Origin of the sequence: Flavobacterium piscis (genome assembly GCF_031457575.1) — a bacterium.
GTDB classification, from domain to species: domain Bacteria; phylum Bacteroidota; class Bacteroidia; order Flavobacteriales; family Flavobacteriaceae; genus Flavobacterium; species Flavobacterium piscis_A.
Genome location: NZ_JAVDWQ010000001.1, coordinates 41,297 through 68,089, shown reverse-complemented (window position 1 = coordinate 68,089; position 26,793 = coordinate 41,297). Strand labels below are relative to the sequence as shown.

Sequence of the window (26,793 nt, the reverse complement as noted above, 5' to 3'; positions counted from 1 at the left end):
ATTTCCTATTTCAAATTATTTTTTCGATCAGAAATACTGATCAACTTGTATCCACTTTCAGTTCTTAAAAACTCAAAATGATCTTGTCCGAAGTCCGATTTGTTTTTCGGTGAGATGATGATATTTCTAACGGGATACATCCATTCTTTAGCTTCGTTACAATTGTTGAAATATATTTCATATTCACTTTTATCAAAAATAAATGGATTTAAACCATTAGATGAAACAAAATATTCTGTTTTTGCAGAAGTAAGTTCCTTCAGTTTTAGTTTTATAAAATTATAATTCTTATCGATAAATTTCGTTTTTGATTCACTGACCCACCCGTTTGGTTCTTTCCAATAAGTGAAGTTATCAAATGAAGATTTCAATAAATTGTTTTTTGATAAATCAGTAAGCAAATTATTTTGAAGCCAGAATTCAAACTCCTTATTAAAATTGATGAAGGAGTAATATTGTCCGTCAATTCCAAGGAAATTTTCTCTTGTCGGATCCTTACTTGGGGCTGCTGATTTTTCTACCGAATAAAAATTCAGATCATCATTGTAAGCAAAGTTTTTAACTAAAGTTTTATTGTTGATGTCGATAAGATATTCTTTTCCGCCTGTCCAGCTAAAATGATTGCAGCCTTCGTGATTGTCTTTTATTTTTTCAGCACCCTGCAATACTATAACCATTCCGTTTCTGGCTTTTGTTAAATTATTATATTCTGCGGGAATTACAATTTTGCCTTGCCCGTTGAACATTCCCATTTTGTCGGTTTTAGGGTCTCTGAATCTGATTAGACCTTCATTCTCACAATCAGGACCATTGTCAAAAGTATATAAACTGTCAATGCCAACTCTTTTTCCGTTTTTGGTGAGGTAGTAACTTTCCCAGCTTTCCCCATCTTCTTCGGTCACGGCTATAATATCATCAAATTTATTGGCAGAAGTTAAACCCATAAACTTAGGCTCAATTTTAATAGTACCGGTTTTATCTTTAAATCCAACATGAGTGGTGTCTTTATCCCAAAATGAAATCCAGGTATCTTTATTTTGTGCAAATACAGAACAATTTAAAATAATAAGAAATAGGTAAAGGAAAGTGATTTGTTTCATAAAAAAGTATTTCTAGTAAATATATAACAAACTTTTTGAAGACTAAAAACCTTCACGTTACGCTGAATCTATTTTAGTTTTAGGCAAAGATTTGGTCGTTATATGATGTTTATTATTTTATTATGGCTGATCATTCTTTTGCTTCTTTTTTCTCTGCCATTTCTTTTTCTTTCTCTTCTTCCTTAGCTTTTTTTTCTGCTTCGTGTTTTTTAGCGAGTTCTTCTTTTTGCGATTTTGTAGTTTCTATCTGTTTTTGAAAAGCCTGAATTTTTTTTGAACTTTTGTCTATATCATATTTTGATTTACTCAATTTTTCTTCAGATTTTGCTACTTTTTTCTTAGATCTTTCAATGTCTTTTTGAAGATCAGCGTCATTGCTTTTTTCTGAGTTATTTTGAAGGTTTGCTAATTCTTCTTGTTTTGTTTTTAAATCAGCATTTTGTTTTTCGGCTTTATCTTCTAGTTTCTTTTTGTTTTTTTTCTTCTTTGGCTAATTTATATTCAGCTGTTTGTATTTTATTGGTTTGTTGCAACATCATGGTTCTCATTTGCCATTGCTGATTTGATCTTGCACGTTCATTTGCCCATTTCTGATTTTGGGCGTTCATTTGCTGATGCATAGTTCTAACTTGCTGCATTTGCATTTGGTGATTGTTAAATTGTGCTGATGCAAGAATTGGCAATAATATTAGGACAGCTGTAATAAGGTGTTTTCTCATGATTGGGTTTTGAATATTGGGGATTTGTATTTCAAAAGTAAACTTATATTTTAAAAAAGGATATATAAATATCTGATTAAATTAATGTTCTTGATTTACAAATGGTGGCGCCCCAAATAAAAAACCCTCACATTACTGCAAGGGTTTTGAATTATTTTGAAAGCGGTCTAATCACTATTTACTAATGACTATTCACTAAATCTAGTATCTGTAATACTCTGGTTTGAATGGACCTTCAACAGGAACACCAATATAAGCAGCCTGATCGTCACGTAAAGTTTCTAATTCAACACCTAATTTAGCTAAGTGCAAAGCAGCCACTTTTTCATCTAAATGTTTTGGTAACATATAAACATCATTGTTGTAAGCAGCACTGTTTTTCCATAATTCAATTTGTGCTAAAGTTTGGTTGGTAAATGAGTTACTCATTACAAAACTTGGGTGACCTGTAGCACAACCAAGGTTTACCAAACGACCTTCAGCAAGAATGATAATATCTTTTCCAGCGATAGTATATTTGTCAACCTGAGGTTTGATTTCGATTTTAGATGCACCGTGGTTTTTGTTCAGCCAGGCCATATCAATTTCATTATCAAAGTGCCCGATGTTACAAACAACAGTTTTGTCTTTCATTTGCTCGAAATGACTTCCAAGAACAATATCTTTATTTCCTGTAGTTGTAATGATGATATCAGCATTAGCAATTACAGTATTTAATTTTTTAACTTCATAACCGTCCATTGCAGCTTGTAAAGCACAAATTGGGTCAATTTCAGTAACTGTTACAATAGATCCTGCACCTCTGAAAGAAGCAGCAGTTCCTTTTCCAACATCACCGTATCCGCAAACAATCACTCTTTTACCAGCTAACATTAAGTCAGTTGCACGACGTACAGCATCTACAGCAGATTCTTTACAACCGTATTTGTTATCAAATTTCGATTTAGTAACAGAATCGTTAATGTTGATTGCAGGCATTGGCAACGTTCCGGCTTTTACTCTTTCGTAAAGTCTGTGAACACCAGTTGTAGTTTCTTCAGATAATCCTTTGATTCCGGGAACCAATTCCGGGAAACGGTCAATAACCATGTTGGTTAAATCTCCACCATCATCTAGAATCATGTTCAATGGTTTTCTGTCTTCACCAAAGAATAAAGTTTGCTCAATACACCAGTCAAATGACTCTTCGTCAAGACCTTTCCATGCATACACCTGAATTCCGGCAGCAGCAATAGCAGCAGCAGCCTGATCCTGAGTAGAGAAAATATTACATGAAGACCAGGTAACCTCAGCGCCAAGAGCAATTAAAGTTTCGATCAAAACTGCAGTCTGGATTGTCATGTGTAAACATCCTGCGATACGAGCACCTTTAAGAGGTTGTTCGTCTTTATATTCAGCACGAAGCGCCATTAAACCTGGCATTTCAGCTTCAGCCAGTTCAATTTCTTTTCTTCCCCAAGCCGCTAGAGAAATGTCTTTTACTTTGAAAGCCACAAAAGGCGTAGTTGTAGTACTCATTTATAGTATATTTGTATTGTAAAATTTTTGCAAATTTACGCAATAACTTTAGAATTTTTACTAATTTCTGTAAGATTTGTGAAATGTTTAATTTCTTAATCTTTAGAAGATTAGTCGATTAATGTTTTTTAGAAGCTAATTCTGCTGTCTGCTATATCTTTTGTACTCCCGATATTGGGACCGACACAAAAGGATGCCGTTTCCATCAGGGCTAAAAGACCAGGAGTTAAATTAGAAGTTCAGTTCTCAAATCAGGAAAATAATTCATAATTTAAAACTCATAATTCATAATTAGAAAAGAATGCCTTTATTTCAAACCATACAATGCAACCCAACGACCAAAATCTTAATTTGGGAAATAACCGAATCTTTTGAAGAACTATTAGGAAAAGTCGTTTTAAAAGAAAAAACACAGTTGAGATTAGGCGGAATGAAATCACAGCTGCACCAGCGTGCTTTTTTAAGTGTTCGTATGCTGATTCAGGAGATAGGTTTTACAGATAACGATTTGCATTATGACGAATTTGGAAAGCCTTATTTTGATTGTCATAATTATATTTCCATAACACATTCGCATCATTTTGCGGCAATTATAATTAGTCATGAAACGGTTGGAATCGACATGGAACTCCAGCGTGAAAAGATCCTCCGCATCGCCGATAAATTTGTAGATACCGAATTCGGTTATTTAAGCTCAAATATTTTAGAAGAATATATTAAAAAACTTACTGTAATCTGGGGAGCCAAAGAAGCGATTTTTAAAATCAGAAACGAAAAAGGAATCAGTTTTAAAGATCATATACGGGTTAACGATTTCTTATTAGATAAAGAACAAACAGAAGCCAGTCTTCATTTTGATGATTTGATAAAAGATTTTGATGTGCATTATCAGGAAATCAAATCGCATAATTTTGAAGGGACTTTTACATTGGTTTATGCTTTTGAGAAATGATTTTTAAATTGCAGTTTTCAGTGATAGTTTTTAGTAAAAAAGCGCAACAAGGGCTTTGTCTTTGCAAGAAACGGAGCAATTTTACTTATTAGATCAGTTTGTGCTTCAATAGTGTGATTGCTTCGTTCATTGCATTGACAAAAAACTAAATGTTTGAATCTTCTGCCAATTTCTTTCGATGCTCAAACATACTCATGAACAAAAAAGTTCCCATTTTTCTGGCGCGACGTTTCAGTGTTTCTGCATTTTCGCCTTCAAAGTGTTTGTCTAAAGTCTGAAACCAATGGTTAAGCCATATTCCGAATTCATTCGATGTAATTTGACCATTAAATTGTGCGTCAACTTCATTATGAGCAATATGCGGATTGCCTTTATATTTCTTTACGGCAAACAAATTGGTTTCCCAAAAATCAGTTAGTTTTTCAAGATGCGCGTCCCAGTCTTTTATCATTGTATTAAAATAAAAGCCGATTTCTCTATCATCTCTTATTTTTGCATAGAACTGATCAACTAAAAAAGTAATATCAGCCCTGTTTTCTATTTGTTTTCTCATAGTATAATAAATATAACACTTAATGACTGTTGTTTGTAAAATATTCCCTGAATAAATTCGCGGCCATCATCATTTATAATTGTTCATTTTTACTTCACCAGAAATGATTTTATGATAATGTAAAGGCAGGTTTCCTTTTTTAAAATATAATTTCCTTTTTGCTGAAAGCCTTTTTTAATGCACCGTATTTTTCTAATAATTCTGCAACAATTATAATTTGTTTACTTTGGTTGTTAACAGAGACCTTACAAATATATTCATTCAAAATAGTTCTTCTACGTTAAAAACTTTTTACTTTTACAGCCATTATGGAGCAAAAAACACGGGTTATCCATCAACAAATTTTAGATGCTAAGAAAAATGGACAAAAACTATTGGCCATTCTTCTTGATCCTGATAAAATTGTCTGGGAAAATTTAGATGGTTTATTAGGTAAAATAAACCAATCCCCGGCAACACATATTTTTGTTGGCGGAAGTATAGTTGAAAGTACTATTATTGAAGATCTAATAACGCAGTTAAAACAAAAAACTAATCTGCCGGTTGTTATTTTTCCTGGTGATCCGTCACAGATTTCACCTCAGGCTGATGCTATTTTGTTCCTGTCATTATTGTCTGGAAGAAATGCAGATTATTTAATAGAATATCAGGTTCAGGCCGCACCAATTCTTAAAAAAACGAATCTGGAAGTCATTTCGACAGGTTATATTTTAATTGAAAGCGGTAATGAAACTGCTGTAGCAAGAGTTAGTAAGACCAAGCCTTTAAATCGTGAAAATCTTGATTTGGTTTTGGCAACAGCCCAAGCGGGAGAAATGTTAGGAAATAAGTTAATGTATTTAGAAGCAGGTAGTGGAGCCAAAAAGGCGGTACCGTTAGAAATGATTCACTTAATTAGTCAAAATATTGATATTCCTGTAATTGTTGGAGGAGGAATTGTAAATTTATCAGGAATTCAAAAAGCCTATGCTGCAGGCGCCGATTTGGTAGTGATAGGAACAGCTTTTGAAAATGACAACTATTTTTTTGAATCATAAAAATTCAAAACAAGAACCAAAAACAAACCAAATTAGATGATTGATTTTTTTTTAGAAAGTTATAAAAACGCTCCATTGTGGCATATTGCCTTAGAATTTTTAGTTTTTGTTTTCGGAATACTGAGTGTGTGGTTTGCTAAAAAAGAAAATATCTGGGTATATCCAACGGGCTTAATCGCTACGGTAATTTCGGTATATCTTTTATATGTTGCAGGTTATCTGGGCGATATGCTTTTAAATGCCTATTTTTCAATTATGAGCATATACGGCTGGTACAATTGGGCAAGAGGAGGAACGGCAGAAGATAATCTGCCTATTACCAGAACAAATTTTAATGAAAAAATAATCGGAATCCTACTGTTTTTTGTCACCATTTTTGTAGTTTTCGGAATTTATAAATATTTCGATTATGAAATCAAGACAGACAATTATGTTGATATGATTTCATCAGGAATATTTTTCACAGGAATGTGGTACATGGCCAGGAAAAAGATAGAAAACTGGACACTTTGGATTATAGGTGATATTATTGTAGTGCCTCTTTACGCTTATCGTGGCTTGGGGATGTTGTCACTTCAGTATTTAATTTTTACAATTTTGGCTATTTCAGCCTATTTAGAATGGAAAAAAATCTTAGACAGCAAAAAATAAATATCATAAAAATTGCTTTATTTGGACCTGAAAGCACAGGAAAAACAACATTAGCAAAACAACTGGCTGCATACTATAATACAGAATGGGTTCCAGAGTTTGCACGTAATTATTTGCAGGCAAAATGGGAAGAAAATCAGCAGATTTGCACTGTAGAGGATATGATGCCAATTGCCCTTGGTCAGATAGCATTAGAAAATGAAAAGTTAGAAACTGCAAATAAATATTTGTTTTGCGACACTAATTTATTGGTTACTAAAGTTTTTTCTGAAATGTATTATAAATTTTGTGATCCACTATTAAACAAAGCGGCATTAGAGCACAACTATGATATGTTTTTTCTCACGGATATTGATGTTCCCTGGGAAAAGGATGATATTCGTGATACTCCAAACGAAAGAGAAACTGTTTTTACTGTTTTTAAGCAAAATTTAATTGAAGCTAAAAAGCCATTCATAACCCTTTCGGGAAACGAAGAAAATCGTTTGGCAAAAGCAAAGACAATTGTGGATAATTTGACAATTGCCAAAGAAATGGGATTTTCTTCAAAAGATTTCGTTCATATATATGAACACGGAATCCCTTTTGAAAAAATCCAGGCACAATTGTCTATTTTAAAAAAAGGAATTGCTAAAATTAACCTGGTAAGTCCTGCGACTCTTTCAAATGGAATTTTGAGTTTACCTGAAACTGATTTTGAAAAAAAAGCAGCCTTTTTTGACGAGAACAAATCCAGATTAAAATTAAAAAAATTTGTTCCTGCTTCTGGTGCTGCCAGTAGAATGTTTAAATTCTTAACTGCTTTTTTAAATGATTTCAATATTGAAAAAGAGAGTATTAACGCCTATATCAACCGAAAAAAAGAAAGCCAGTTGTCTCTTTTTATTGTTGGTATGGACAAGTTTCCTTTTTTTGAAGCCTTATATAAAAAACTAAAAGAGTTGTATCCTGATTTTGATTCTTTAAACAGGGATTATAAAAACTATTATTTTATAAAACTTCTATTGTCATCAGATTATTTTGATTTTGCTAATAAACCAAAAGCAGTATTGCCTTTTCATCAGTACAACAATCATATTGCAAACCCTATTGAGGAACATTTACATGAGTGTGTTTATTATGCCAGTTCTAATTCTGTATCTAATTTACATTTTACAGTGTCAGAAATACACCAAAGTCAATTTGAAAAATGTGTTTCGGAGGTAAAGACAAAAATCGAAAAAGAATCCGGAATAAAAATAGAAATCAATTATTCTTATCAAAACAAAAGTACTGATTCTATTACTGTAGATTTAAAAAATAATCCGGTTAGAAATGAAAACGGAAAACTGATTTTTAGGCCAGGCGGGCATGGGGCATTGATTGAGAACCTGAATGCATTAAATTCGGATATCATATTTATTAAAAACATTGATAACGTAATTCAGAATCATATTGATAAGATTGCGTTGTATAAAAAAGCACTGGCAGGGATTTTAATTGAATTGCAAGCGCAGGTTTTCGGTTATTTAAAGAAGATGGCTGAAAACCAGATTAAAACTGAAAACTTAGAAGAAATCATTTTATTTTTAAAGCAAAATCTCAATATAGAATTGTCTTCTGATTTCTATAAATTTACTTTAGAAAATAAAATAAGCAAGATAAAAGAACTGTTGGACAGACCCATTCGTGTATGCGGAATGGTGAAAAATGAAGGAGAACCCGGTGGAGGGCCATTCTGGGTTATGGATGATAAAGGAATAGTTTCTCTTCAGATTGTAGAAAGTTCCCAGATTGATTTATCCAATAAAAAACAAAAAGCTATTTTAGCCGAGGCAACCTATTTTAATCCTGTTGATTTAGTTTGTGGAATAAAAAATTATAAAAACCAAAAATTTGATCTGACAAAATTTGTAGATAAGAATAGTGGTTTTGTTGTTGAAAAAAGTAATGCTGGTGTAACTGTAAAAAGTTACGAATTACCAGGTTTATGGAATGGCGGAATGGCAAACTGGTTAACAGTTTTTGTTGCTGTGCCTATAATTACTTTCAACCCGGTAAAAACGGTAAATGATTTACTAAAACCAGCTCATCAGCCACAATAATGGATGTCGAAAAAATCATATCAGAGTTAAGTTTCAAAGCAGTTAGAAGCAGTGGTGCTGGAGGACAAAATGTAAACAAAGTTTCGTCGAAAGTAGTTCTTACTTTTGACCTGAATGTTTCTCAGGCTTTATCCGAAGAACAAAAACTACTATTGCAAACCAATCTGGCTACACGTTTAACATCTGAAAATATACTGATTTTAAATTGTGACGAAGACAGAAGCCAGCTTAAAAACAAGGAAATTGTTGTGAAACGTTTTTTAGAACTGATTAAAAAAGGATTGTTTGTTCCGAAAGTTCGAAAAGCTACTAAAATTCCTAAGTCAGTTATTAAAAAACGAATCAAAGACAAGAAGAATATTTCTGAAATTAAGCAATCCAGAAAGAAACCTAATTTGGATTAGCGCTGTCAGTCTTAGTTAATACTCTCCTTAATTTGCCCTAATAATTTCAATGTCATTTTTACATCATAAATTCTGTTCTTAGATTATCAAATTTCATTTTTGTAATTGATATTAATTTTTGCCATTGCCTTTTGATTTTTGCAATTTTTAATACTACTTTTGCAATGTCTCAAAGGGGTGCTCTAAATAACGAGCTGAGATCATACCCAAAGAACCTGAGCGAGTAATGTTGCTAAGGGAAAAAACGACAATTTTTAGTTGCACTATGTATTGTCGTGAAACACATTTATTAATTTAACAAAAGAATAATTCCCCCTTTTATTCGTAATTCTTTTACGGATGAAAACTTATTTAAGTCTTAAAGTTGCAAAGTCTCAAAGTTGCAAAGGTTTTAAAAACCAAAATTCGGCAAATTGCAAGTCTATTTTATTTACTCTGTTTTCTGTTTTCTTTACTCTGTTTTCTTATGCTCAGGAGCAGGATTCAACTAAAGTTAATCAGTTGGATAATGTGCTGGTTTCAGCAGTTCGTGTTACTAAAAAAACACCTGTGAGTTTCAGTAATTTAGATAAAAAAGATATTAAGTCGAGAAATCTCGGTCAGGATATTCCAATTTTGATGAATTATCTGCCATCTGTTGTCACTACATCTGATGCCGGAAACGGTATGGGATATACCGGAATTCGTGTGCGTGGTAGCGATGCCACAAGGGTTAACGTTACCATAAACGGAATTCCGTATAATGATGCTGAAAGTCAGGGGACTTTTTGGGTAAATATGCCCGATTTTGCTTCTTCGGTAGAAAGTCTGCAACTGCAGCGTGGTGTTGGAACATCAACGAATGGCTCAGGTGCTTTTGGTGCCAGCTTGAATATGCTGACAGATAATTATGCGTCTAAAGCGAATGGTGAAATTTCGAACTCTTTTGGAAGTTTCAATTCACATAAACATACCGTTAAATTCAGTACTGGTTTGTTAAATGATCATTTTGAACTGGCAGGGCGTTTATCGGCGATAAAATCAGACGGTTATATAGACAGAGCAAGTTCTGATTTAAAATCTTATTTTTTGCAGGGAACGTATGTTGGCAAAACGACTTTGATTAAAGCACTAGCTTTTGGCGGAACCGAAAAGACCTATCAATCCTGGAACGGTATTGATGCTGAAACTTTAAAGGATAACAGAAAATATAATTTTGCAGGAAAATTTACTGATGAAAATGGAATTACCCGTTTTTACGATAATGAAACGGATAATTACAAACAAGATCATTATCAGTTGCATTGGAGTGAATCTTTTTCTGATAATTGGAGCACTAATCTAGCATTTCATTATACGAAAGGCCAAGGCTATTATGAAAATTATAAAGAAGATGCTGATATGGATGACTATGGTTTGAATCCAGTTGGCGCAGTAAACACAACTGACCTAATTCGCCAAAAATGGCTGGACAATGATTTTTATGGTACTACTTTTTCAGTAAAATATAAAGATGAGAGGTTAGATGTGATTCTGGGTGGTGGTTGGAATAAATACGAAGGCGACCATTTCGGAAAAGTAATCTGGGCAAGATATGCATCGCAATCAGAATTGGGAGATCATTATTACGATGATTTTTCAACCAAAACAGATGGAAATATTTTCGCAAAAGCAAATTATCAATTAACAGAACAATTAAGTTTTTATGGTGACTTGCAATATAGAAATGTAACCTATAAAGCCAATAGCTGGGAAACAGGACTCGTTGATGATACGTTTAATTTCTTTAATCCAAAAGCAGGTTTGAATTTTGAAATCAATCAAAAAAACATACTCTATTTTTCATACGCCAGAGCCAATCGTGAACCTAACAGAACCGATTATGAAGGAGGAAATGTCAAGCCTGAAAAGCTAAATGATTTTGAGCTGGGATGGAGATTCAATTCGGATAACTTTCAGCTGAATACCAATTTCTATTTTATGGGTTACAAAGACCAGTTGGTATTAACAGGTGAATTAAATGATGTTGGAGCACCTATGCGTGCCAATAGCGGTGATAGTTACAGGGCAGGTATAGAGGTAGATGCAACGCTTCAGCTTTCAGAAAAATGGTTTTTACAGCCGAATATTACTTTGAGTCAAAACAAAAACAAAGATTTTTATTTTACCAGAGATGGTGTTCTGCAAAACCTGGGTGAAACCAATATTGCATTTTCGCCTAATATTATTGCCGGTAATCGTTTAACGTTTATGCCAATTAAGAGTTTGCAGTTATCATTGCTTTCTAAATTTGTAGGGGAACAATTTATGGGAAATATAGATTCCGATAAATCAAAACTAGACAGTTATTTTGTAAATGATCTGAATGTTTCTTATGAAATTAAAACGGATAAAATTTTCAAATCAATTATGATATCAGGATTGGTAAATAATATTTTCAATTTGAAGTACGAGAGCAACGGATTCTTTTATACGTATGATGACGATTATTCTAACCCTCCGGCTATTACTACAGTCGAAGAAGCAGGATACTATCCTCAGGCAGGAACCAATTTTTTAGTGGGACTGACTTTGAAATTCTAAAGATTTTTAAATATAAAAAAAGCCTGAAAGTTTTAAATTTTCAGGCTTTTTGTTTGTAAACTCAATACTGTTATTTATTGCTAAATTTGTAAGATATTTTTTTAAAATTAAAATTATTTTTTTATATGTTTGCAACGGTTAACCAAAAAACATTTTATAAATTTAAAACATTTTAATTATGAAAAAATTATTATTTACTGCTTTCGCAGTAATGGTATTTAGTGGAGTCTCTTTTGCAAATACTTCTAAAAATAAAGAAGAAGAAAAAGAAATTTTGGTATTTACTGATTGTGGACGCGTAGCTTCTTTAATGATGGATATCTGTGAAGAAATAAATGGATGTCAAGAATCTGGGGACTATAATGCAGGTTATGATACGTGGAAGGGACTGTGTGACCATGGTTATCTATAGAATTACAAAAGAAAAGATTAAAATTAGTGTTTGATGAAATAAGTTAAAAAATGAAAAAAATAATTTTTACAGTTATATTTATGCTGGCATTTAGTTTTATAAGCGAAGCAAAAAATAAAAAAAGCATGAATAAAGCTGAAATAATAACAGATTGTGCAAGATATGCTTCTCTTATGTTGGATGTATACGAAGAAGTGAATGGGTGTATAGACAGCGATACTTATAATGGAGCGTACGAATATTTTAAAGGAAGCTGTGAAGCATAATTATTGAAATTAATTAATATTAAAAAAACTAGGATAGATATTATCCTAGTTTTGTTTTAAAAAAAAAATATAAAGTAATAATTATGAGAAGATTAAGTCAGATGATAAAAAGAATATTATATTTTGCTTTTGTTAGTTTTATCTTTATCAATTCATTGAGTAGTCAAGTAACTAGAGTTGTTTACAAGAATAGCTTATATGGAGGAGATATCAATATAGCAAAATTACCAGAAGAAAAAAAGAAAGGTTTGTCAGCAAAACAAGTTGAGTTGGTAGAAGAGATGCTAAGGAATGATGCTAATACAGAGTTTGAACTTTTTTATAATGGTAGTGAGAGCTTGTATCAGAAAGTTGAAAAATTGGATATTTCTGAAAGTACTAATTTTAATAAAATAATAGATAATAATAAATATTATAAAAATATCAAAACAAAAATAAAATTATATCAAACTGAACGACCAGAACTTTATAATGTTATTGTCCCTTTTGAGCAATACAACTGGGAAATAACAACGGAAACTAAAAATATTGATGGTTATAAGTGTTATAAAGCAATAACAACTTCTGAAGATATGTATAATCCCGTTAAAGATCGAAAACTTGTTTTTACTCCTATTGTTTGGTTTACACCAGATATACCAGCTTCCTTTGGCCCTAAAGGATTAGATGGCTTACCTGGATTAGTGTTAGAGGGAACTATTAATGGAAAAAAGTTTATTTACGCCTCAAAAATAGAGTTTGATTATAAAAAAATTAAAGAGATAGCGAAACCTAAAGGAGGTAAGGATATTACACAAAAAGAGCTTGAGAATGTTATGCTTGAAAATTTTAAAAAGAAACAGTAATTTATTTTAATTAGAATGTTAAAGATTTTTATTTTGTTTTTTTTTACAAGTATTTCATTTTCTCAAGTAAAAACATTTGTAGGGGTAGTTTCTGATGATGCTGGCAAGCCATTAGGATCTGCTAATGTTATAGCTAAACCTTTACAGAAACAAGCGAGTCTTAAATTTGCAATTGCAGATAGTAAAGGACGTTACCGTTTAGAGCTTGAAAAAATAGTAAAATATGAAATTACAGTTTCATATATTGGGTATGTAGAAGAGGTATTTATTTTGGAACCCGAAAGCACTATCGAAAATCATAATTTTAAATTGAAATCTTCAGGTGAAAATCTTAAAGAAATAGTTATTAAGCACGATTTCAGACCTATAGTAGTCAAAAAAGACACTTTAGTTTTTGATGTCAATAGTTTTGCAAACGGTAACGAACGTAAAATGAAAGAAATCCTCGAAAAACTTCCAGGTGTTGAGGTTGATAAAAACGGAATTGTTACCGTACAGGGTAAAAAAGTCACCAAAATGCTGGTAGAAGGGAAATCTTTTTTTGGCGGCGGATCTAAATTGGCTGTCGAAAATATTCCTGCTGATGCATTGGATAAAATTGAGGTCATTGACCATTTTAATGAAATAGGATTTATGAAGCAAGTTTCAGATAGTGATGATCTTGCTATGAATGTGAAACTAAAAGAGAATAAAAAGAAATTTGTTTTTGGCGATATACAGGTGGGTTCTGAGGTGGGAGCTGCAGATAATGGTTTTTACTTAGCGCATGCTGCTTTATTCTATTATGAGGAAAAAACAAACATTAGTTTCATTGGAGATATCAATAATGTTGGCAAAAGTACCTTTACATTTGATGATTTAATGCGTTTTAGTGGAGGAGTAAGTAGTTTTCTTTCGGGCAGAAAACCTTTAACTAATCTATATTCTTTCTCTAATGACAATACCGATGTAATACAGAATAAATCACAATTTAGTGCTTTCAATTTTAGTCACGATTTTTCATCAAAATTAGCCATATCTGGATTTGGTATTTTGTCTAAAGTTTTTACAGCTTCAAGGGTGGAAAATAAAGTTGAATATCTTAGTAATAATACTGTTGATTATGAAAATAAAAGCAAAAATGAGGAAAATACATCTATATTGGGAATTGGAAATGTAAAACTGGATTATTCTCCATCGAACAAAGAAAAATGGTATTATAATGGACAATATCAATCCAGTACAAATGATTTAATGAGTACCTTAAACTCTGTAACAAATTTAGGTTCTAATCTTTTCGAAACTATTAATAAGGCTGATAATTCATCTGTTAAGCAGTATATTGAATGGCATAAAAGTTATAATGAAAATCACACTACAACTTTTGTGGTCAATCAGGCTTACGACAAAATTACACCTAAAAACAAATGGTTTACAAGTGAGCCTTTTTTGCAAGGATTAATTCCGTTGCAGAATGATAAAAGCTACCGGATTGAACAAATAAAAAAATCAGAGGTTAATAGTATCGATGCACTTTTTAAGCACTACTGGATTATTAATAATTCTAATCATTTATATACAAATGTTGGTAATAATTATGAGTCATTAGACTTCAAGACTTCAGAAAAGCAAATCCTAACAGATGGTTCTATTAATGATTTTGCTTCTGCAGGATTCGGTAATGATATCAAATATAAATTAAATGATACTTATATTGGTTTAGAGTATAAATTTAGAATAGGAAAATGGATTAATAAATCTGGTTTGTACTTGCATTGGTATCATTTAAATGCAATTCAAAACAATGTAAATTATGAGGTTTCAAAAACACTTTTTCAACCACAATGGAATAGTGACTACGAATTTAATAAATCTGAAACTTTAAGTTTTACTTATAAATTAGAAAATCAATTTCCTGAAGCGAACCAATTAGCAAATCGATATACATTACAATATTATAATTCGGTTTATAAAGGAAATGCGTTATTGCAAAACGAAAAATACCATTCTGCAAATTTGCGATATTCAAAAATGAATTCATACAGAGGAGTTAATTTAAACGGAATGCTGAATTATTCTAAAAAAGTAAAAGTAATTCGTGATGAGGTTGAGTTAGATGGGATAAATCAATTTGTTTCGCCAGTTTTAACTGATAATCCTGAAACAAACATCGGTTTTAACGGTTCTTTTTCTAAAAGGATTTATCGATTTAATTTAAAGTTAAATACTAGATTGTCTTGGTTTAATTATACTCAAACCATAAATAATATTGCTACTGCAAATCAAAGAAATAATCAAAATATAGGTTTGGTTTTTAAAACAGCCTATAAAAAATGGCCAGATTTTAGTATTGGTTATACAAAAGGATTTAGTGATTTTTCAGGTTTAACAAAATCTAAATATCAAACAGATGCCGTAAAATCAGCATTCGAAACCACATTATTTAAGTTTTTAACTTTTAATATTGAATATGAAAGTTTGAAAAATACGAATAAAACAAATCAGTCTAATTTTTATCATATGTTAAATACCTCTTTCTTTTATCAACAGAAAAATAGTCCATTAGGGTTTGAACTCACAGTTAATAATCTTCTAGATTTAAAAAAGAAAAATAGTTATTCTTTCTCGGATTATATGATAACCGAACAGTCAACATATATTTTGCCAAGAACAATTTTGTTTACGATAAGCTATAAGTTATAACTCTAGTTGTATACATGAATTATTGTTCCGCTAACTTCTACTCGATATTGTTTCAGTGGATATTTTTTTCCTCCTAGTCCGGTAAATAAGCTGTACTCTGCTTCATCACAGGAGCAAACGGCATTAATACCGCTAATTGTCATAGGAACACAAGAACTTAATTCCTGATTAGGACACGCAGCATCAAAAGCATTATAAGTGTTTCCCGCATTAAAAATAATAACACCTTTTGCACCATAGGAAGATATAATAACTCCGTTGCTTACATATTTTAAATTAGAATAAGCAGGCAAATTCATATCTATAGTAAAATTTACCGTGTAGTTAGGAATATAAGGATTATTGTTGTTGGTATCGTTATCGCTACACGAAAAGAGTGCAGAAATAAATAAAATTAAAAGCCAGATCTTTTTCATTGTTTTGATGGAAATTAGTGAAACAAAAATAATTTATTTGATTTTGAAATCTATATGATTAACATATAATTATGTACTATTAAAAATAATAGTATATTTGTAATAAGAAATCCCGTCCCGATGGGATTTTTTGTATTTATATAAACGATGAAGTTATGAGTAATGTATCTTATTATACCGCTGAAGGATTAAAAAAATTAAAAGAGGAATTGGAGCACTTGAAAAGTGTAATGCGTCCTAAGGCTTCTCAGGATATTGCAGAAGCAAGAGATAAAGGTGATTTGTCTGAAAATGCAGAATATGATGCCGCAAAAGAAGCACAGGGTTTATTAGAAATGAGAATTTCTAAACTAGAGGAAGTGTATTCTAATGCCAGGTTAATAGATGAGTCACAATTGGATGTTTCAAAAGCATTGGTGCTTTCTAATGTAAAAATCAAGAACCAGACCAACGGAATGGAAATGACATATACACTAGTTGCAGAAAGTGAAGCTGATCTTAAAACAGGAAAAATATCCGTGACTTCTCCTATAGGGAAAGGTTTATTGGGGAAATCAGTTGGAGAAGTAGCTGAAATTACTGTGCCAAACGGTGTTTTGAAATTTGAAATTCTTGAAATTTCAAGAGATTAATTTTTTAAGCTTAACAGTTTAATCGGTTAAACGATTGGCCAAATAAACGAATAAACCATGTCAATATTTTTAAAAATAGTAAACGGTGAAATTCCATCCTATAAAATTGCTGAAGATGATAACTACCTGGCTTTTTTAGATGTGAATCCAAATGCAAAAGGGCACGCGCTTTGTATTCCAAAACAGGAAATCGATAAGATTTTTGATCTTGACGATGAATTGTATTTGGGATTGATGAAATTTTCCAAAAAGATAGCAATAGCTTTAGAAAAGACGGTTCCCTGCAAAAGGGTGGGAATGGCAGTTGTGGGATTGGAAGTTCCTCATGCACACGTACATTTGATTCCGTTAAACGAAATGGATGAAATGCGTTTTCAAAATAAAGTGTCACTTTCTAAAGAAGAATTTAAGGCTTTGGCTAAAAAAATTCAGGAAAATTTATAATTCGTTTTTTAAACATATTTTAAAGTGTAGTAAAGATTATTTTGCTACACTTTTTTATTTAACTGAATTTGAAAAGTAGTGCCTTTTCCTATTTCTGAATGCAGGACTTTTATTTTTCCACCATGGTATTCCTCTACAATTCGTTTGGTCAGGGAAAGCCCTAATCCCCAACCGCGTTTTTTGGTCGTAAAACCGGGTTCAAAGATTGTTTTGAATTGCTTTTTTGAAATTCCGGTGCCGGAATCTTTCACATTTATTTTTACATGATGCGCATCCTGTTCAATCTGAAGATCTAAAATTCCTTTACCTTTCATCGCATCAATCGCATTTTTTACCAGATTTTCTATTGTCCAGCTGTGTAAAGTTGGGTTTATCATGGCTAAAATAGGCTCTTTTGGCGCATGATACGAAAAGGCAACTTGTTTTGAAAAACGGGATTGCAAATATTCATAGGTGTTCCAGGTTTCGGAAACAATATCATATTCTTCCAAAACAGGAACTGACCCTATTTTTGAAAAACGATCTGTGATAGTCTGCAAACGTTCGATGTCTTTCTCAATTTCTGATGTAATCGACTGATCGATTTCTTCTGTTTTCAATATTTCTACCCATCCAATTAAGGAAGAAAGCGGTGTTCCAATCTGATGTGCCGTTTCTTTCGCCATTCCAGCCCAAAGTTTATTCTGAGTGGCCATTTTGGTACTTTTGTAGAAGTTATAAATCAAAGCACCAAACAAAAAGATAATCAGCAGTAATGCAATGGGATAATATTTGAGTTTATTGATAAGTTCAGAATTTCCATAATATAACTTTTGAAATTTTCCGGGAGTATATTCAATGACGATCGGTTCATTTTCGCCTTTTAGGCCGTTTAAAAAAGATATCGATTTTTGCTTATCCTCAAGAATTTTTTCAGGCACATTGACAGAGCTAATAATTTTATCATACATTGTTAACATTACCGGAACCGAAGTGTTGTTGTTTAAAATTTCAAGAGGAAGATCCAGATTTGTGTTTTCATCGGCATTAATCAATGTTTTTTGTGCGCTTGCCCAAAGGTTCATTTTAAGGCGTTCCTCATTTTTAAAAATCTGGAAAAAAGTATAAGTATTCCAAAGAATCAGTGAAATGATTAAAAAGGAAATAAAAATAATAATCCAACGGGTTGTATTTCTTCTTTCGGAAAAAAACATAAATTAATTTTTGAGGTATAAATATAACGAAATAAACACAGTTAATATTTTGTAAAGATTTAAAGATTTTTTTGTTTTTAAGTCTAAAACTATTTCTTTAGCATAAACCATTTCAATACTTTTGTAGTTACTGAAAAGGTGATTCGGTTAAAAAGAAAAAATTATGATTAGCATTAATCCAAAGGAAATTACAACGGCAAAATTACAGGGCTACCTGCAAAGCGCTATTGGCCCAAGACCTATTGCTTTTGCGAGTACAATAAGCACAAAAGGAATTCCGAATTTGTCGCCTTTCAGTTTCTTTAATGTGTTTAGTGCCAATCCTCCAATTTTGATTTTTTCGCCTTCAAGAAGAGTACGTGATAATACTACTAAACATACCTTGATTAATGCCGAGGCTACACGTGAAGTTGTTATTAATGTGGTTAATTATGATTTGGTACAACAAACTTCGCTGGCCAGTACAGAATATGCTGATGATGTAAACGAATTTATAAAAGCCGGATTAACACAAATTCCATCAGATTTGGTAAAACCGTATCGTGTAAAAGAATCTCCGGTACAGTTTGAGTGTAAAGTCACGCAGATTATTCCGTTAGGAGAAGAAGGCGGGGCAGGAAATCTGATTCTCTGTGAAGTGGTAAAAATTCACATTCACGAATCGGTTTTGGATGAAAACGGAAGCATTGACCAGTATAAAATAGATTTGGTTTCAAGATTAGGAAATAACTGGTATTCAAGATCCAATCAAGGACTTTTTGAAGTGCAAAAGCCATTGACAACATTAGGGGTTGGAGTAGATGCAATTCCTAATTTTGTCAAAGAAAGCCCCATTTTTAACGGAAACGATCTTGGGAAATTAGGAAACATAGAAGCCTTGCCTACAACAGAAGAAGTTAGTATATTTGTGAAAGAAAATTTTTCGGTTAAAGGAGTTTTAAGTTCCGATGATCAGCAAAAAATACATTTAGAAGCCAAAAAATATCTCGATAATGATGATGTAACATCAGCATGGAAAGTGCTTTTAGCAAAGAAATAAGAAAAGAAATAATAATTAATATAGAAGAAGATGGAAGTTATAGGAAAAGTAAAAGTGATCAATCCGGAGCAGCAAGTTAGTGCATCATTCAAAAAAAGAGAATTGGTTGTTACTACAGATGAGCAATATCCGCAACATATTTTAGTCGAATTTACACAAGATAAATGCGATTTATTAAGTAGCTACAAACAAGGTGAAGCAGTAAAAGTTTCTATCAATTTAAGAGGAAGAGAATGGGTTAATCCACAAGGAGAAACCAGATATTTCAATAGTATTCAAGGATGGAGAATCGAAAGAGTAGCACCGGAAGGGCCTGCACAAACTCCTCCAATGCCAGCTGCAGAAGCTTTTGCACCGGCAACAAATTTAAACGAAGACGAACCGGACGATTTACCTTTCTAAAAAGTAAATCTCAGGATATAAATTCCAAATTCCAAATCATTGCGTGTATTTGGAATTTGGAATTTTCTTTTTTCAACTCATTTTTTTTGTCATTTCTCGACGAAGGAGAAATCACATGTGCTGCATCCACACAGTGCGTTGCTCTCTGGATGTGATTTCTCCTTTCGTCGAAATGACAATATTGAGAAAATTGGAATTTAAAATATTGGAATTTATTAAAATGTATTATTTAACCGAAGATTTATTTTTTCCCCCGATTTCAGAAGCTGATGATGAAGGAATTCTGGCGATTGGCGGTGATTTAAGTTCAGAAAGATTGCAGTTAGCATACAAAAGTGGAATTTTCCCTTGGTTTAATGAAGGCGAGCCTATTTTGTGGTGGGCACCAGATCCTCGAATGGTTTTGTTTTTGGATGAATTGACTGTTTCTAAAAGTATGCGGAATATTTTGAACCGAAATCAGTTTAAAGTTACTTTTAATCAGAACTTTGCAGCTGTAATTTCGAATTGCCAAAAAGTAAAACGTGATGGTCAAAACGGAACCTGGATTTCCAACGAAATGATCGATGCCTATTGCAAATTAAACAGAGAGGGAATAGCAAAATCGGTTGAGGTTTGGCAGGACGAGGTTTTGGTTGGAGGTTTGTACGGGATTGATTTAGGTCATATTTTTTGTGGTGAAAGTATGTTTTCCAAAGTATCCAATGCTTCAAAAGTGGCTTTTATAGCTTTGGTAAATAAATTGAAAAAAGAAAATTATAAGCTTTTGGATTGTCAGGTTTATAATCCGCATTTAGAAAGCTTAGGTTGTCGTGAAATTGATCGTGACGAATTTATATCAATTTTAAAAAGCAAGTAGAATGAGCAGAACTCACATTATAAAAGAAATTTATATTTATCCGATAAAAAGTCTGGCAGGAATTAGTTGCGAGAAGGCTTTAGCAGAAGAAATGGGTTTCGAAAACGATCGTCGATGGATGTTAATTGATGCAGATAACCAATTTATAACTCAACGAAAATATCCGGTTTTGAGTCAGTTTTATCCTCATATTTCAGATGGGAAAATCAGTGTTGCTTTTCAGGATCAAAAGCATGAATTCTTAATTAACGAACATTTAAATAATCCAATAGAAGTAAAAGTCTGGGATGATAAAAGTGAAGTAGTTGAAGTGAATAAAGCAACTTCAGAATGGTTTACAAAACATTTAGGTTTCGAATGTAAACTAGTCAAAATCTTAAAAACGGGAGATCGTAAACATGAAAGTTCCAGATTGAAAGAAACCTTCAGCGTAAGTTTAGCTGATGGTTATCCCTATTTATTAATCGGAACAAAAAGTCTGGATTTTTTAAATGATAAGTTAGAAGAAAATATCACCATTAAAAGATTTCGTCCAAATATCGTTGTGAGCACCGAAAATCCTCATGAAGAGGATGACTTTACTACTTTTAAAATTGGACAGGTTCAGTTTAAAAATGTAAAACCATGTGGAAGATGTATCATGATTAACAATGATCCGCAAAATGGAACTGTAAAAAAAGAACCTCTGAAAACTTTAAGTGCCTACAGAAATGTCAATAATTCTGTTTTATTCGGAACTAATATTGTGAGTTTGAATTCAGGTATGATTAGTGTTGGCGATACTGTTGTTTTTTAGAAATTCAGTTTTGTAAAACTCCAATTCAAGGTATTAAAAATGACCAACTCATTTTTCAAGGTTGGTAATTCCAAAATTAATTTAAGCGTTTCATGCGCCATCATAGTACCGATAATTCCGGGTAATGTTCCCAAAACTCCGTTTAAGTTACAATTTGGTACCTCCTTCGGATCAGGCATTTCCGGAAATAAATCACGCAGGTTTTTACTTCCATTATGATTAAAAACAGCCACCTGACCTTCAAATTTTAAAATACTTCCGTAAACCAAAGGTTTTTTAAATTGAACACAAGTATCGTTTACCAAATAACGTGTAGCAAAATTATCAGAACCATCCACTATAATATCATATTGGTGTATAATCTCGGATGTATTTTCAATTGTTAGTTTTTCAGGAATCGCTTCAACCTGAATCAAAGGATTTAATTTAGAAACTACATTTTTGGCAACAATTGCTTTTTGCTTGCCAATTTCATTTTCAGTATATAAAATCTGCCGATGTAAATTGTGGATTTCAATAGTGTCAAAATCCATTATTCCAATAAAACCCACACCGGCAGTCGAAATATATTGCAAAATTGGACAGCCCAAGCCCCCGGCGCCAATGACTAAAACCCTTGCTTTTTTGAGTTTTTCCTGACCTTCATCGCCAATTTCCGGAAGTATAGTTTGTCTGTTGTAACGTAAAAACTCTTGTATGATACTCATTGTTATAAGTCTTAAAGTTTGAAAGTCGAAAGTTGAAAGTCAATTTAGAATAAATGAAATGTGAACAGTAAAATGGCTGAAAATAGTCGTTTTGATATCTTTAGGCTCTATGACTTTCGACTTTCGACTTTCAGACTAAAACTTTTATCCCAATCCTTCCAAACGGGTTCATAGCCGGATTTTTTTATGATTTGTGCAATTTCATTTGCTGAACGATCATCACTAATTTCAAATTGCTCTAAAGATTGCGGATCAACAACATAGCCGCCGGGATTGGTTTTAGAACCTGCACTCATGCTTGTCACACCAATTGGGATGATATTATTTCTGAATTTTTCATTTTCCCTGGTAGAAATAGAAATTTCCAAATCTTCATTCCATAAACGATAAGCGCAAATTAATTGAGTCAGGTCTTTATCGTCCATAATAAAATTGGGTTCGATAATGCCTTCTGCCGGACGCAATCTCGGGAACGAAACGGAATATTTGGTCTGCCAGTATTTCTTTTGTAGATAATCGAGATGCAAGGCATTAAAAAAACTATCAGTTCGCCAATCTTCCAGGCCTAATAAAACGCCCAAACCTATTTTATGAATTCCGGCGATTCCTATTCGGTCAGGAGTTTCGAGCCTGAAATCAAAATTGGACTTTTTGCCTTTTGTATGATATTTTTTGTAAACTTCCTGATGATACGTTTCCTGATACACTAAAACAGAATAAACTCCAGCTTCATGCAAACGTTGGTATTCCTCGGTAGAAAGTGGCTGAACTTCCACAGAAATAATTGAAAATTGCTCTTTGATTAAATTAATTGCATTTAGAAAATAATTAATGTTTACCGTATAATTAGCTTCGCCTGTTACCAGTAAAACATGATCAAAACCAAGTTTTTTCAATGCCTCAACTTCGAGTTGTATCTCAGAGTCCAAAAGTGTTTTTCGTTTTATTTTATTATCTAAACTAAAGCCACAATAGGTACAGATATTTTGGCATTCATTGCTTAAATAAAGCGGTGCGTACATTTGAATGGTTTTGCCAAAACGTTTTTTGGTAATTTCATGACATTCCTGTGCCATTTGCTCTAAATAATTTTGAGCAGCAGGAGAAATCAAGGCTAAAAAATCATCAAGGCTGCGTTTGGTTTTCGACAAAGAATATGCAACATCTTTTGATGTTGTATTGTATATTTTAGATTGGATGGTTTCCCAATCATAATTTTCAAAAACAGATTTGAATGTTTTCATTTTTTTTATTTTGTTTCCCGCAGATTTTGCAGATAGAGCAGATTAAATTTTATTCGCAACACGATGAATGTTTTCAAGAATATTAGAACAGTTGAAATTGACTAATAGCCCGAGTTTTTTATTAGTTAGTTTTAAATAAGTATTTAATTGTTTAAAGTGAATAGACTTTATTTGATCTACTGATTTTAATTCTATGATTACTTTATCTTCTACTAAAATATCTAGCCTGAATGTAATGTCTAAATAAACATCATCATATTTAACAGGCAGATCAATTTGTTTAATTACTTTTAATCCATCCTTTTTCAATTGATAATAAAGAGCACTTTCATATACAGATTCTAATAAACCAGGCCCAAGAGTGTTATATACTTTAAAAATTGAACCCCTAACTTTATATGAAATTTCATTTTCAGACATAATTTTTTTATTCAAAGTAAAGAAAATTCTGCCTTTTTAATTAATTAAAAATGATGAATAAATAGTTTTAGTAATTCGCAGTATAATAATTATCTGCTAAATCTGCGAGATCTGCGAGAGAAAATCAACTTATTCATATAAAAAAGCAGTCAAAGGGCTAGAAGCAACAGCATGATTTTGCTGATGAGCTATTTTAGCTTCAAAAGCTTTTCTGCCTGCAATGACAGCTTCTTTAAAAGCTTCTGCCATTAATTTCGGATTTCCGGCTACGGCAATGGCGGTGTTAACCAAAACAGCATCAGCACCAATTTCCATAGCTTTAGCGGCATCTGAAGGAGCGCCAATTCCGGCATCTATAATTACAGGAACATTGCTTTGTTCGATAATAATTTCCAAAAAATCAATCGTTTTCAACCCTTTATTACTGCCAATAGGTGAACCTAAAGGCATAACAGCAGTTGTTCCTGCATTTTCCAGATGTTTGCACAAAACAGGATCAGCGTGAATGTAAGGCAAAACAAAAAAACCGAGTTTAGCCAGTTCTTCAGTAGCTTTTAAAGTTTCGATAGGATCCGGCATTAAATATTTTGGATCCGGATGAATTTCGAGTTTTACCCAATTGGTTTCAAGTGCTTCACGTGCTAATTGAGCTGCAAAAACGGCTTCTTTTGCATTTCTTGCCCCTGATGTATTGGGCAACAAATTAATATTAGGATGTTGTAAATGCGATAAAATAGCATCGGTATCGGTTTCGAGATCAATACGTTTTAAGGCAACCGTCACCAATTGGCTTTCTGAAGCTAAAATTGCTTCCTTCATTTGCTGGTTAGAACCAAATTTACCCGTTCCTAAAAACAGGCGTGAGGTCAGGGTTTTATCACCTATTTTAAATAATGGCGTTTGCATATAATTTATCGTTAAGTTGTTGAATCAGTTTTTCTTTTTGATGGCTTTTTGTAATCATTCCAGAAATGGCAATACCATGAATGCCTGTTTCAATAAGGGTTTCAATATTTTTCAAAGTGATTCCGCCTATGGCATAAACAGGTGTAGAAATATTTGCTATTTTCATTTTATTTAAAATAGATGCATAGCCTTCAATCCCTAAAACAGGACTTAGTTTTTCCTTGGTATCGGTAAATTGAAAAGGTCCCAAACCAATATAATCACAACCGTTTTTAGACTGAAAAAGAACATCTTCAAAAGTATTTGCAGTCGCTCCAATTATTTTCCTGTCTCCTAAAATAACACGCCCTTCAGGAATACTCATATCGGTTAAACCCAAATGGACGCCATCTGCAGCAATTTCCTGAGTAAGAACAACATCATCATTAACAATGAAAATTGCCAGGTATTCTTCGCATAAAGTTTTTACGGCTTCTGCTAAAACAAATCTTTTTTCAGGAGTTTGATTTTTAAACCGCATTTGTATCCAGTTACATCCACTATCCAAAGCCTGGTGGATATTGTACAGTTGTTTTTCGACTGTTTCACCTTGTGAAATATATTGTAATTTGTTAAACATAATGATAGCCAATTAATGATGATGAAGAGCTTAAGTATTTTTCGATATATAATTTAGCTTCCTGGCAAGCCGTTTTTAAATCATGACCTGAAGCCAGATTTGCTGCAATTGCGGATGATAATACACAACCGGATCCATGCTTTGGCTGGAAATTGATGTTGGCAGGTAAGAATTCTGTAATTTCGCTTCTTTGAAATAGATAATCTGTGCCCAAGGCAACTTCATTATGGCCTCCTTTTAGCAAAATAGCTGTTGAAAGTTCATTTTTTATCCAAAGTTTATCAGATATGAAATCAGGGAAAAGCATAAGTATTTCATCGTAATTTGGCGTTATTAAATCAATTTTTGACAATGTTTTTTGTAAATCTGTTTGGCTTTCAATTGTTAAAAATTCAAATTCTGTCGAGGATTTTAATACGGTATCCCAAACAATAACTGTGTTTGGATTTAATTTTTTAATTAAGGAAACAACTTCATTTAAATAAAAAAAGGAAGGAACAATACCAATTTTAACCGATTTTACAGGATAGTTTTTGAATAACTTTTTTATGGAGCGTAATACAAAATCAAGCGATGTCCATTCAATTTCGTAGAATTTACAATCGGTTTGAATAGTATTTGCAGTACTTATGGCTAATCCTTGTACCTGATGCTGTTCAAAAGTTTTAGTATCTGCTAGAATTCCGGCACCTCCTGAAGGATCTAAGCCTGCTATGCTAAGAGCGAAAGGGCGATTTTTTGACATAGTTTAAAGTTTTTAATTGCATTGGGACTATTCCAGATTGTACCTAAAAGAGCGACATCATCAAAACCATTTTGAAGTGATTTTTCGATATTGGCTGAATGAATTCCGCCTAAAGCAATCATTTTGGTATTAAAATTTATTCTTTGCGTTAAATCTTCAAAAAGATCAGTTTTTGGGCTATAATTTTCTTTCGAAATACTTGTAAAAACAGGGCTTAAAAAAGCATAATCAAAAATGTTTTCCAAAGCATTGAAATCTTCTATTGAATGAGTTGAAGTTGATAACACCATATTTGCAATTATTGAAGAATCATTCTTTTTTCTTTCTGTTTCTGAAAAATGAATTCTGTTAATTCCAAAATCAGCTGCTATTTCATGATGGTTATGCAGAACCAGATTTCCCCGATATTCATGTTTTATCTGATGAATAAATTTGGCTATTTCTACTTCTGAGAAATCCGGTTTCCGAACATGAAGCAATGATAATCCTTCCTCCAATAAAGAATCAATAAGGATTATTTCATTTGCAATAGCAGAAGGATTTGTAATTACGATCATATTTTTCCTCTTTATTCTTTTTTCTATGC

General features: G+C 32.5%; 30 protein-coding genes. 16 read left to right on the top strand and 14 right to left on the bottom strand.

Features of this window, described 5'->3' with window-relative positions:
• Nucleotides 1-5: 5 nt before the first annotated feature.
• The 4 genes from J2W48_RS00300 to ahcY all read right to left on the bottom strand — a co-directional run bounded on the left by J2W48_RS00300 (nt 6) and on the right by ahcY (nt 3,337).
• Nucleotides 6-1,100, bottom strand: a complete 1,095-nt coding sequence (locus J2W48_RS00300; protein ID WP_310276336.1) for a WG repeat-containing protein — start codon at nt 1,098-1,100, stop codon at nt 6-8.
• A gap of 130 nt (nt 1,101-1,230) precedes the next feature.
• Entirely contained in the window at nt 1,231-1,410 is a 180-nt protein-coding gene (locus J2W48_RS00295) for a hypothetical protein (protein ID WP_310276334.1), read from the bottom strand.
• A 142-nt stretch (nt 1,411-1,552) separates the two neighbouring features.
• Nucleotides 1,553-1,819, bottom strand: a complete 267-nt coding sequence (locus J2W48_RS00290; RefSeq protein WP_310276331.1) for a hypothetical protein — start codon at nt 1,817-1,819, stop codon at nt 1,553-1,555.
• Between the two features lie 201 nt (nt 1,820-2,020).
• On the bottom strand, nt 2,021-3,337 hold the full coding sequence (gene ahcY / locus J2W48_RS00285; protein ID WP_007805093.1) for an adenosylhomocysteinase: 1,317 nt from the start codon (nt 3,335-3,337) through the stop codon (nt 2,021-2,023).
• Between the two features lie 301 nt (nt 3,338-3,638).
• Here ahcY and J2W48_RS00280 point away from each other — a divergent pair, with 301 nt between their 5' ends.
• The gene (locus tag J2W48_RS00280; RefSeq protein ID WP_310276326.1) at nt 3,639-4,289 is read left to right on the top strand and encodes a 4'-phosphopantetheinyl transferase family protein; all 651 of its coding nucleotides are present in this window, start codon (nt 3,639-3,641) and stop codon (nt 4,287-4,289) included.
• 145 nt (nt 4,290-4,434) lie between these two features.
• On the opposite strand, the gene J2W48_RS00275 is transcribed toward J2W48_RS00280, so the two are convergent.
• Nucleotides 4,435-4,842, bottom strand: a complete 408-nt coding sequence (locus J2W48_RS00275; protein ID WP_310276323.1) for a group III truncated hemoglobin — start codon at nt 4,840-4,842, stop codon at nt 4,435-4,437.
• 308 nt (nt 4,843-5,150) lie between these two features.
• Between J2W48_RS00275 and J2W48_RS00270 the strand changes: the two genes are divergently transcribed.
• From J2W48_RS00270 to J2W48_RS00230, 9 genes are all read left to right on the top strand, one after another.
• The gene (locus J2W48_RS00270) at nt 5,151-5,879 is read left to right on the top strand and encodes a phosphoglycerol geranylgeranyltransferase (protein WP_310276319.1); all 729 of its coding nucleotides are present in this window, start codon (nt 5,151-5,153) and stop codon (nt 5,877-5,879) included.
• Between the two features lie 36 nt (nt 5,880-5,915).
• Nucleotides 5,916-6,530, top strand: a complete 615-nt coding sequence (pnuC, locus tag J2W48_RS00265) for a nicotinamide riboside transporter PnuC (RefSeq protein WP_310276317.1) — start codon at nt 5,916-5,918, stop codon at nt 6,528-6,530.
• On the top strand, nt 6,500-8,614 hold the full coding sequence (locus tag J2W48_RS00260) for a DUF4301 family protein (protein WP_310276314.1): 2,115 nt from the start codon (nt 6,500-6,502) through the stop codon (nt 8,612-8,614). Before pnuC ends, J2W48_RS00260 begins: the two co-directional genes overlap by 31 nt.
• The gene (arfB, locus tag J2W48_RS00255) at nt 8,614-9,018 is read left to right on the top strand and encodes an alternative ribosome rescue aminoacyl-tRNA hydrolase ArfB (RefSeq protein WP_310276313.1); all 405 of its coding nucleotides are present in this window, start codon (nt 8,614-8,616) and stop codon (nt 9,016-9,018) included. Before J2W48_RS00260 ends, arfB begins: the two co-directional genes overlap by 1 nt.
• 339 nt (nt 9,019-9,357) lie before the next feature.
• Nucleotides 9,358-11,580 (top strand): TonB-dependent receptor, encoded by a 2,223-nt coding sequence (locus J2W48_RS00250; protein WP_310276310.1) that lies wholly within the window; start codon nt 9,358-9,360, stop codon nt 11,578-11,580.
• Nucleotides 11,581-11,758: 178 nt separating this feature from the next.
• Nucleotides 11,759-11,992 carry a hypothetical protein gene (locus tag J2W48_RS00245; RefSeq protein ID WP_310276307.1) on the top strand — a complete coding sequence of 78 codons (234 nt, stop codon included), beginning with the start codon at nt 11,759-11,761 and terminating at the stop codon, nt 11,990-11,992.
• A gap of 50 nt (nt 11,993-12,042) precedes the next feature.
• Entirely contained in the window at nt 12,043-12,258 is a 216-nt protein-coding gene (locus J2W48_RS00240; protein ID WP_310276304.1) for a hypothetical protein, read from the top strand.
• A gap of 83 nt (nt 12,259-12,341) precedes the next feature.
• Nucleotides 12,342-13,103 carry a GLPGLI family protein gene (locus tag J2W48_RS00235; protein ID WP_310276301.1) on the top strand — a complete coding sequence of 254 codons (762 nt, stop codon included), beginning with the start codon at nt 12,342-12,344 and terminating at the stop codon, nt 13,101-13,103.
• 15 nt (nt 13,104-13,118) lie between these two features.
• Nucleotides 13,119-15,785, top strand: a complete 2,667-nt coding sequence (locus tag J2W48_RS00230; protein ID WP_310276298.1) for a carboxypeptidase-like regulatory domain-containing protein — start codon at nt 13,119-13,121, stop codon at nt 15,783-15,785.
• Between the two features lie 2 nt (nt 15,786-15,787).
• Here J2W48_RS00230 and J2W48_RS00225 read toward each other — a convergent pair whose 3' ends face one another.
• Nucleotides 15,788-16,201: a Rieske (2Fe-2S) protein gene (locus J2W48_RS00225; protein ID WP_310276295.1), complete on the bottom strand. Its 414-nt coding sequence runs from the start codon at nt 16,199-16,201 to the stop codon at nt 15,788-15,790.
• A 155-nt stretch (nt 16,202-16,356) separates the two neighbouring features.
• On the opposite strand from J2W48_RS00225, the gene greA reads away from it, so the two are divergent.
• Together greA and J2W48_RS00215 are read left to right on the top strand one after the other, a co-directional pair.
• The gene (gene greA, locus J2W48_RS00220; RefSeq protein WP_310276292.1) at nt 16,357-16,833 is read left to right on the top strand and encodes a transcription elongation factor GreA; all 477 of its coding nucleotides are present in this window, start codon (nt 16,357-16,359) and stop codon (nt 16,831-16,833) included.
• A 57-nt stretch (nt 16,834-16,890) separates the two neighbouring features.
• The gene (locus J2W48_RS00215) at nt 16,891-17,277 is read left to right on the top strand and encodes an HIT family protein (RefSeq protein WP_310276289.1); all 387 of its coding nucleotides are present in this window, start codon (nt 16,891-16,893) and stop codon (nt 17,275-17,277) included.
• Between the two features lie 44 nt (nt 17,278-17,321).
• Here J2W48_RS00215 and J2W48_RS00210 read toward each other — a convergent pair whose 3' ends face one another.
• Nucleotides 17,322-18,470, bottom strand: a complete 1,149-nt coding sequence (locus J2W48_RS00210) for a sensor histidine kinase (RefSeq protein WP_310276286.1) — start codon at nt 18,468-18,470, stop codon at nt 17,322-17,324.
• A gap of 163 nt (nt 18,471-18,633) precedes the next feature.
• Between J2W48_RS00210 and J2W48_RS00205 the strand changes: the two genes are divergently transcribed.
• The 4 genes from J2W48_RS00205 to J2W48_RS00190 all read left to right on the top strand — a co-directional run bounded on the left by J2W48_RS00205 (nt 18,634) and on the right by J2W48_RS00190 (nt 21,566).
• The gene (locus J2W48_RS00205) at nt 18,634-19,509 is read left to right on the top strand and encodes a flavin reductase family protein (RefSeq protein ID WP_310276283.1); all 876 of its coding nucleotides are present in this window, start codon (nt 18,634-18,636) and stop codon (nt 19,507-19,509) included.
• Between the two features lie 30 nt (nt 19,510-19,539).
• A complete protein-coding gene (locus tag J2W48_RS00200; RefSeq protein ID WP_310276280.1) occupies nt 19,540-19,911 on the top strand; it encodes a DUF3127 domain-containing protein in 372 nt (123 codons plus the stop codon).
• A gap of 220 nt (nt 19,912-20,131) precedes the next feature.
• Complete coding sequence (aat, locus tag J2W48_RS00195) at nt 20,132-20,770, top strand: leucyl/phenylalanyl-tRNA--protein transferase (RefSeq protein ID WP_310277879.1); 639 nt, start codon at nt 20,132-20,134, stop codon at nt 20,768-20,770.
• A gap of 1 nt (nt 20,771) precedes the next feature.
• Nucleotides 20,772-21,566, top strand: a complete 795-nt coding sequence (locus J2W48_RS00190) for an MOSC domain-containing protein (protein WP_310276277.1) — start codon at nt 20,772-20,774, stop codon at nt 21,564-21,566.
• Here the strand turns inward: J2W48_RS00190 and J2W48_RS00185 are convergent.
• From J2W48_RS00185 to J2W48_RS00155, 7 genes are all read right to left on the bottom strand, one after another.
• Nucleotides 21,563-22,273, bottom strand: a complete 711-nt coding sequence (locus J2W48_RS00185; protein ID WP_310276274.1) for a HesA/MoeB/ThiF family protein — start codon at nt 22,271-22,273, stop codon at nt 21,563-21,565. The two genes, J2W48_RS00190 and J2W48_RS00185, sit on opposite strands and share 4 nt — an antisense overlap.
• Nucleotides 22,274-22,380: 107 nt before the next feature.
• Nucleotides 22,381-23,517, bottom strand: a complete 1,137-nt coding sequence (thiH, locus tag J2W48_RS00180; RefSeq protein ID WP_310276271.1) for a 2-iminoacetate synthase ThiH — start codon at nt 23,515-23,517, stop codon at nt 22,381-22,383.
• 42 nt (nt 23,518-23,559) lie between these two features.
• Nucleotides 23,560-23,937 (bottom strand): GxxExxY protein, encoded by a 378-nt coding sequence (locus tag J2W48_RS00175; RefSeq protein WP_310276268.1) that lies wholly within the window; start codon nt 23,935-23,937, stop codon nt 23,560-23,562.
• Between the two features lie 129 nt (nt 23,938-24,066).
• Nucleotides 24,067-24,843, bottom strand: a complete 777-nt coding sequence (locus tag J2W48_RS00170; RefSeq protein ID WP_310276265.1) for a thiazole synthase — start codon at nt 24,841-24,843, stop codon at nt 24,067-24,069.
• Complete coding sequence (locus J2W48_RS00165; protein ID WP_310276262.1) at nt 24,824-25,462, bottom strand: thiamine phosphate synthase; 639 nt, start codon at nt 25,460-25,462, stop codon at nt 24,824-24,826. The genes J2W48_RS00170 and J2W48_RS00165 overlap by 20 nt, the downstream gene beginning before the upstream one ends.
• The gene (locus tag J2W48_RS00160) at nt 25,455-26,207 is read right to left on the bottom strand and encodes a hydroxymethylpyrimidine/phosphomethylpyrimidine kinase (protein ID WP_310276259.1); all 753 of its coding nucleotides are present in this window, start codon (nt 26,205-26,207) and stop codon (nt 25,455-25,457) included. Before J2W48_RS00160 ends, J2W48_RS00165 begins: the two co-directional genes overlap by 8 nt.
• Nucleotides 26,174-26,764 (bottom strand): thiamine phosphate synthase, encoded by a 591-nt coding sequence (locus J2W48_RS00155; RefSeq protein WP_310276256.1) that lies wholly within the window; start codon nt 26,762-26,764, stop codon nt 26,174-26,176. Before J2W48_RS00155 ends, J2W48_RS00160 begins: the two co-directional genes overlap by 34 nt.
• Between the last annotated feature and the right edge of the window lie 29 nt (nt 26,765-26,793).

Excerpts from the sequence above, each read along its gene's own strand:
- J2W48_RS00300 (WP_310276336.1), bottom strand. The coding sequence starts at position 1,100 with ATGAAACAAATCACTTTCCTTTACCTATTTCTTATTATTTTAAATTGT.
- J2W48_RS00290 (WP_310276331.1), bottom strand. The coding sequence starts at position 1,819 with ATGAGAAAACACCTTATTACAGCTGTCCTAATATTATTGCCAATTCTT.
- ahcY (WP_007805093.1), bottom strand. The coding sequence starts at position 3,337 with ATGAGTACTACAACTACGCCTTTTGTGGCTTTCAAAGTAAAAGACATT.
- J2W48_RS00280 (WP_310276326.1), top strand. The coding sequence starts at position 3,639 with ATGCCTTTATTTCAAACCATACAATGCAACCCAACGACCAAAATCTTA.
- J2W48_RS00275 (WP_310276323.1), bottom strand. The coding sequence starts at position 4,842 with ATGAGAAAACAAATAGAAAACAGGGCTGATATTACTTTTTTAGTTGAT.
- J2W48_RS00270 (WP_310276319.1), top strand. The coding sequence starts at position 5,151 with ATGGAGCAAAAAACACGGGTTATCCATCAACAAATTTTAGATGCTAAG.
- pnuC (WP_310276317.1), top strand. The coding sequence starts at position 5,916 with ATGATTGATTTTTTTTTAGAAAGTTATAAAAACGCTCCATTGTGGCAT.
- J2W48_RS00260 (WP_310276314.1), top strand. The coding sequence starts at position 6,500 with ATGGAAAAAAATCTTAGACAGCAAAAAATAAATATCATAAAAATTGCT.
- arfB (WP_310276313.1), top strand. The coding sequence starts at position 8,614 with ATGGATGTCGAAAAAATCATATCAGAGTTAAGTTTCAAAGCAGTTAGA.
- J2W48_RS00250 (WP_310276310.1), top strand. The coding sequence starts at position 9,358 with ATGAAAACTTATTTAAGTCTTAAAGTTGCAAAGTCTCAAAGTTGCAAA.
- J2W48_RS00245 (WP_310276307.1), top strand. The coding sequence starts at position 11,759 with ATGAAAAAATTATTATTTACTGCTTTCGCAGTAATGGTATTTAGTGGA.
- J2W48_RS00240 (WP_310276304.1), top strand. The coding sequence starts at position 12,043 with ATGAAAAAAATAATTTTTACAGTTATATTTATGCTGGCATTTAGTTTT.
- J2W48_RS00235 (WP_310276301.1), top strand. The coding sequence starts at position 12,342 with ATGAGAAGATTAAGTCAGATGATAAAAAGAATATTATATTTTGCTTTT.
- J2W48_RS00230 (WP_310276298.1), top strand. The coding sequence starts at position 13,119 with ATGTTAAAGATTTTTATTTTGTTTTTTTTTACAAGTATTTCATTTTCT.
- J2W48_RS00225 (WP_310276295.1), bottom strand. The coding sequence starts at position 16,201 with ATGAAAAAGATCTGGCTTTTAATTTTATTTATTTCTGCACTCTTTTCG.
- greA (WP_310276292.1), top strand. The coding sequence starts at position 16,357 with ATGAGTAATGTATCTTATTATACCGCTGAAGGATTAAAAAAATTAAAA.
- J2W48_RS00215 (WP_310276289.1), top strand. The coding sequence starts at position 16,891 with ATGTCAATATTTTTAAAAATAGTAAACGGTGAAATTCCATCCTATAAA.
- J2W48_RS00210 (WP_310276286.1), bottom strand. The coding sequence starts at position 18,470 with ATGTTTTTTTCCGAAAGAAGAAATACAACCCGTTGGATTATTATTTTT.
- J2W48_RS00205 (WP_310276283.1), top strand. The coding sequence starts at position 18,634 with ATGATTAGCATTAATCCAAAGGAAATTACAACGGCAAAATTACAGGGC.
- J2W48_RS00200 (WP_310276280.1), top strand. The coding sequence starts at position 19,540 with ATGGAAGTTATAGGAAAAGTAAAAGTGATCAATCCGGAGCAGCAAGTT.
- aat (WP_310277879.1), top strand. The coding sequence starts at position 20,132 with ATGTATTATTTAACCGAAGATTTATTTTTTCCCCCGATTTCAGAAGCT.
- J2W48_RS00190 (WP_310276277.1), top strand. The coding sequence starts at position 20,772 with ATGAGCAGAACTCACATTATAAAAGAAATTTATATTTATCCGATAAAA.
- J2W48_RS00185 (WP_310276274.1), bottom strand. The coding sequence starts at position 22,273 with ATGAGTATCATACAAGAGTTTTTACGTTACAACAGACAAACTATACTT.
- thiH (WP_310276271.1), bottom strand. The coding sequence starts at position 23,517 with ATGAAAACATTCAAATCTGTTTTTGAAAATTATGATTGGGAAACCATC.
- J2W48_RS00175 (WP_310276268.1), bottom strand. The coding sequence starts at position 23,937 with ATGTCTGAAAATGAAATTTCATATAAAGTTAGGGGTTCAATTTTTAAA.
- J2W48_RS00170 (WP_310276265.1), bottom strand. The coding sequence starts at position 24,843 with ATGCAAACGCCATTATTTAAAATAGGTGATAAAACCCTGACCTCACGC.
- J2W48_RS00165 (WP_310276262.1), bottom strand. The coding sequence starts at position 25,462 with ATGTTTAACAAATTACAATATATTTCACAAGGTGAAACAGTCGAAAAA.
- J2W48_RS00160 (WP_310276259.1), bottom strand. The coding sequence starts at position 26,207 with ATGTCAAAAAATCGCCCTTTCGCTCTTAGCATAGCAGGCTTAGATCCT.
- J2W48_RS00155 (WP_310276256.1), bottom strand. The coding sequence starts at position 26,764 with ATGATCGTAATTACAAATCCTTCTGCTATTGCAAATGAAATAATCCTT.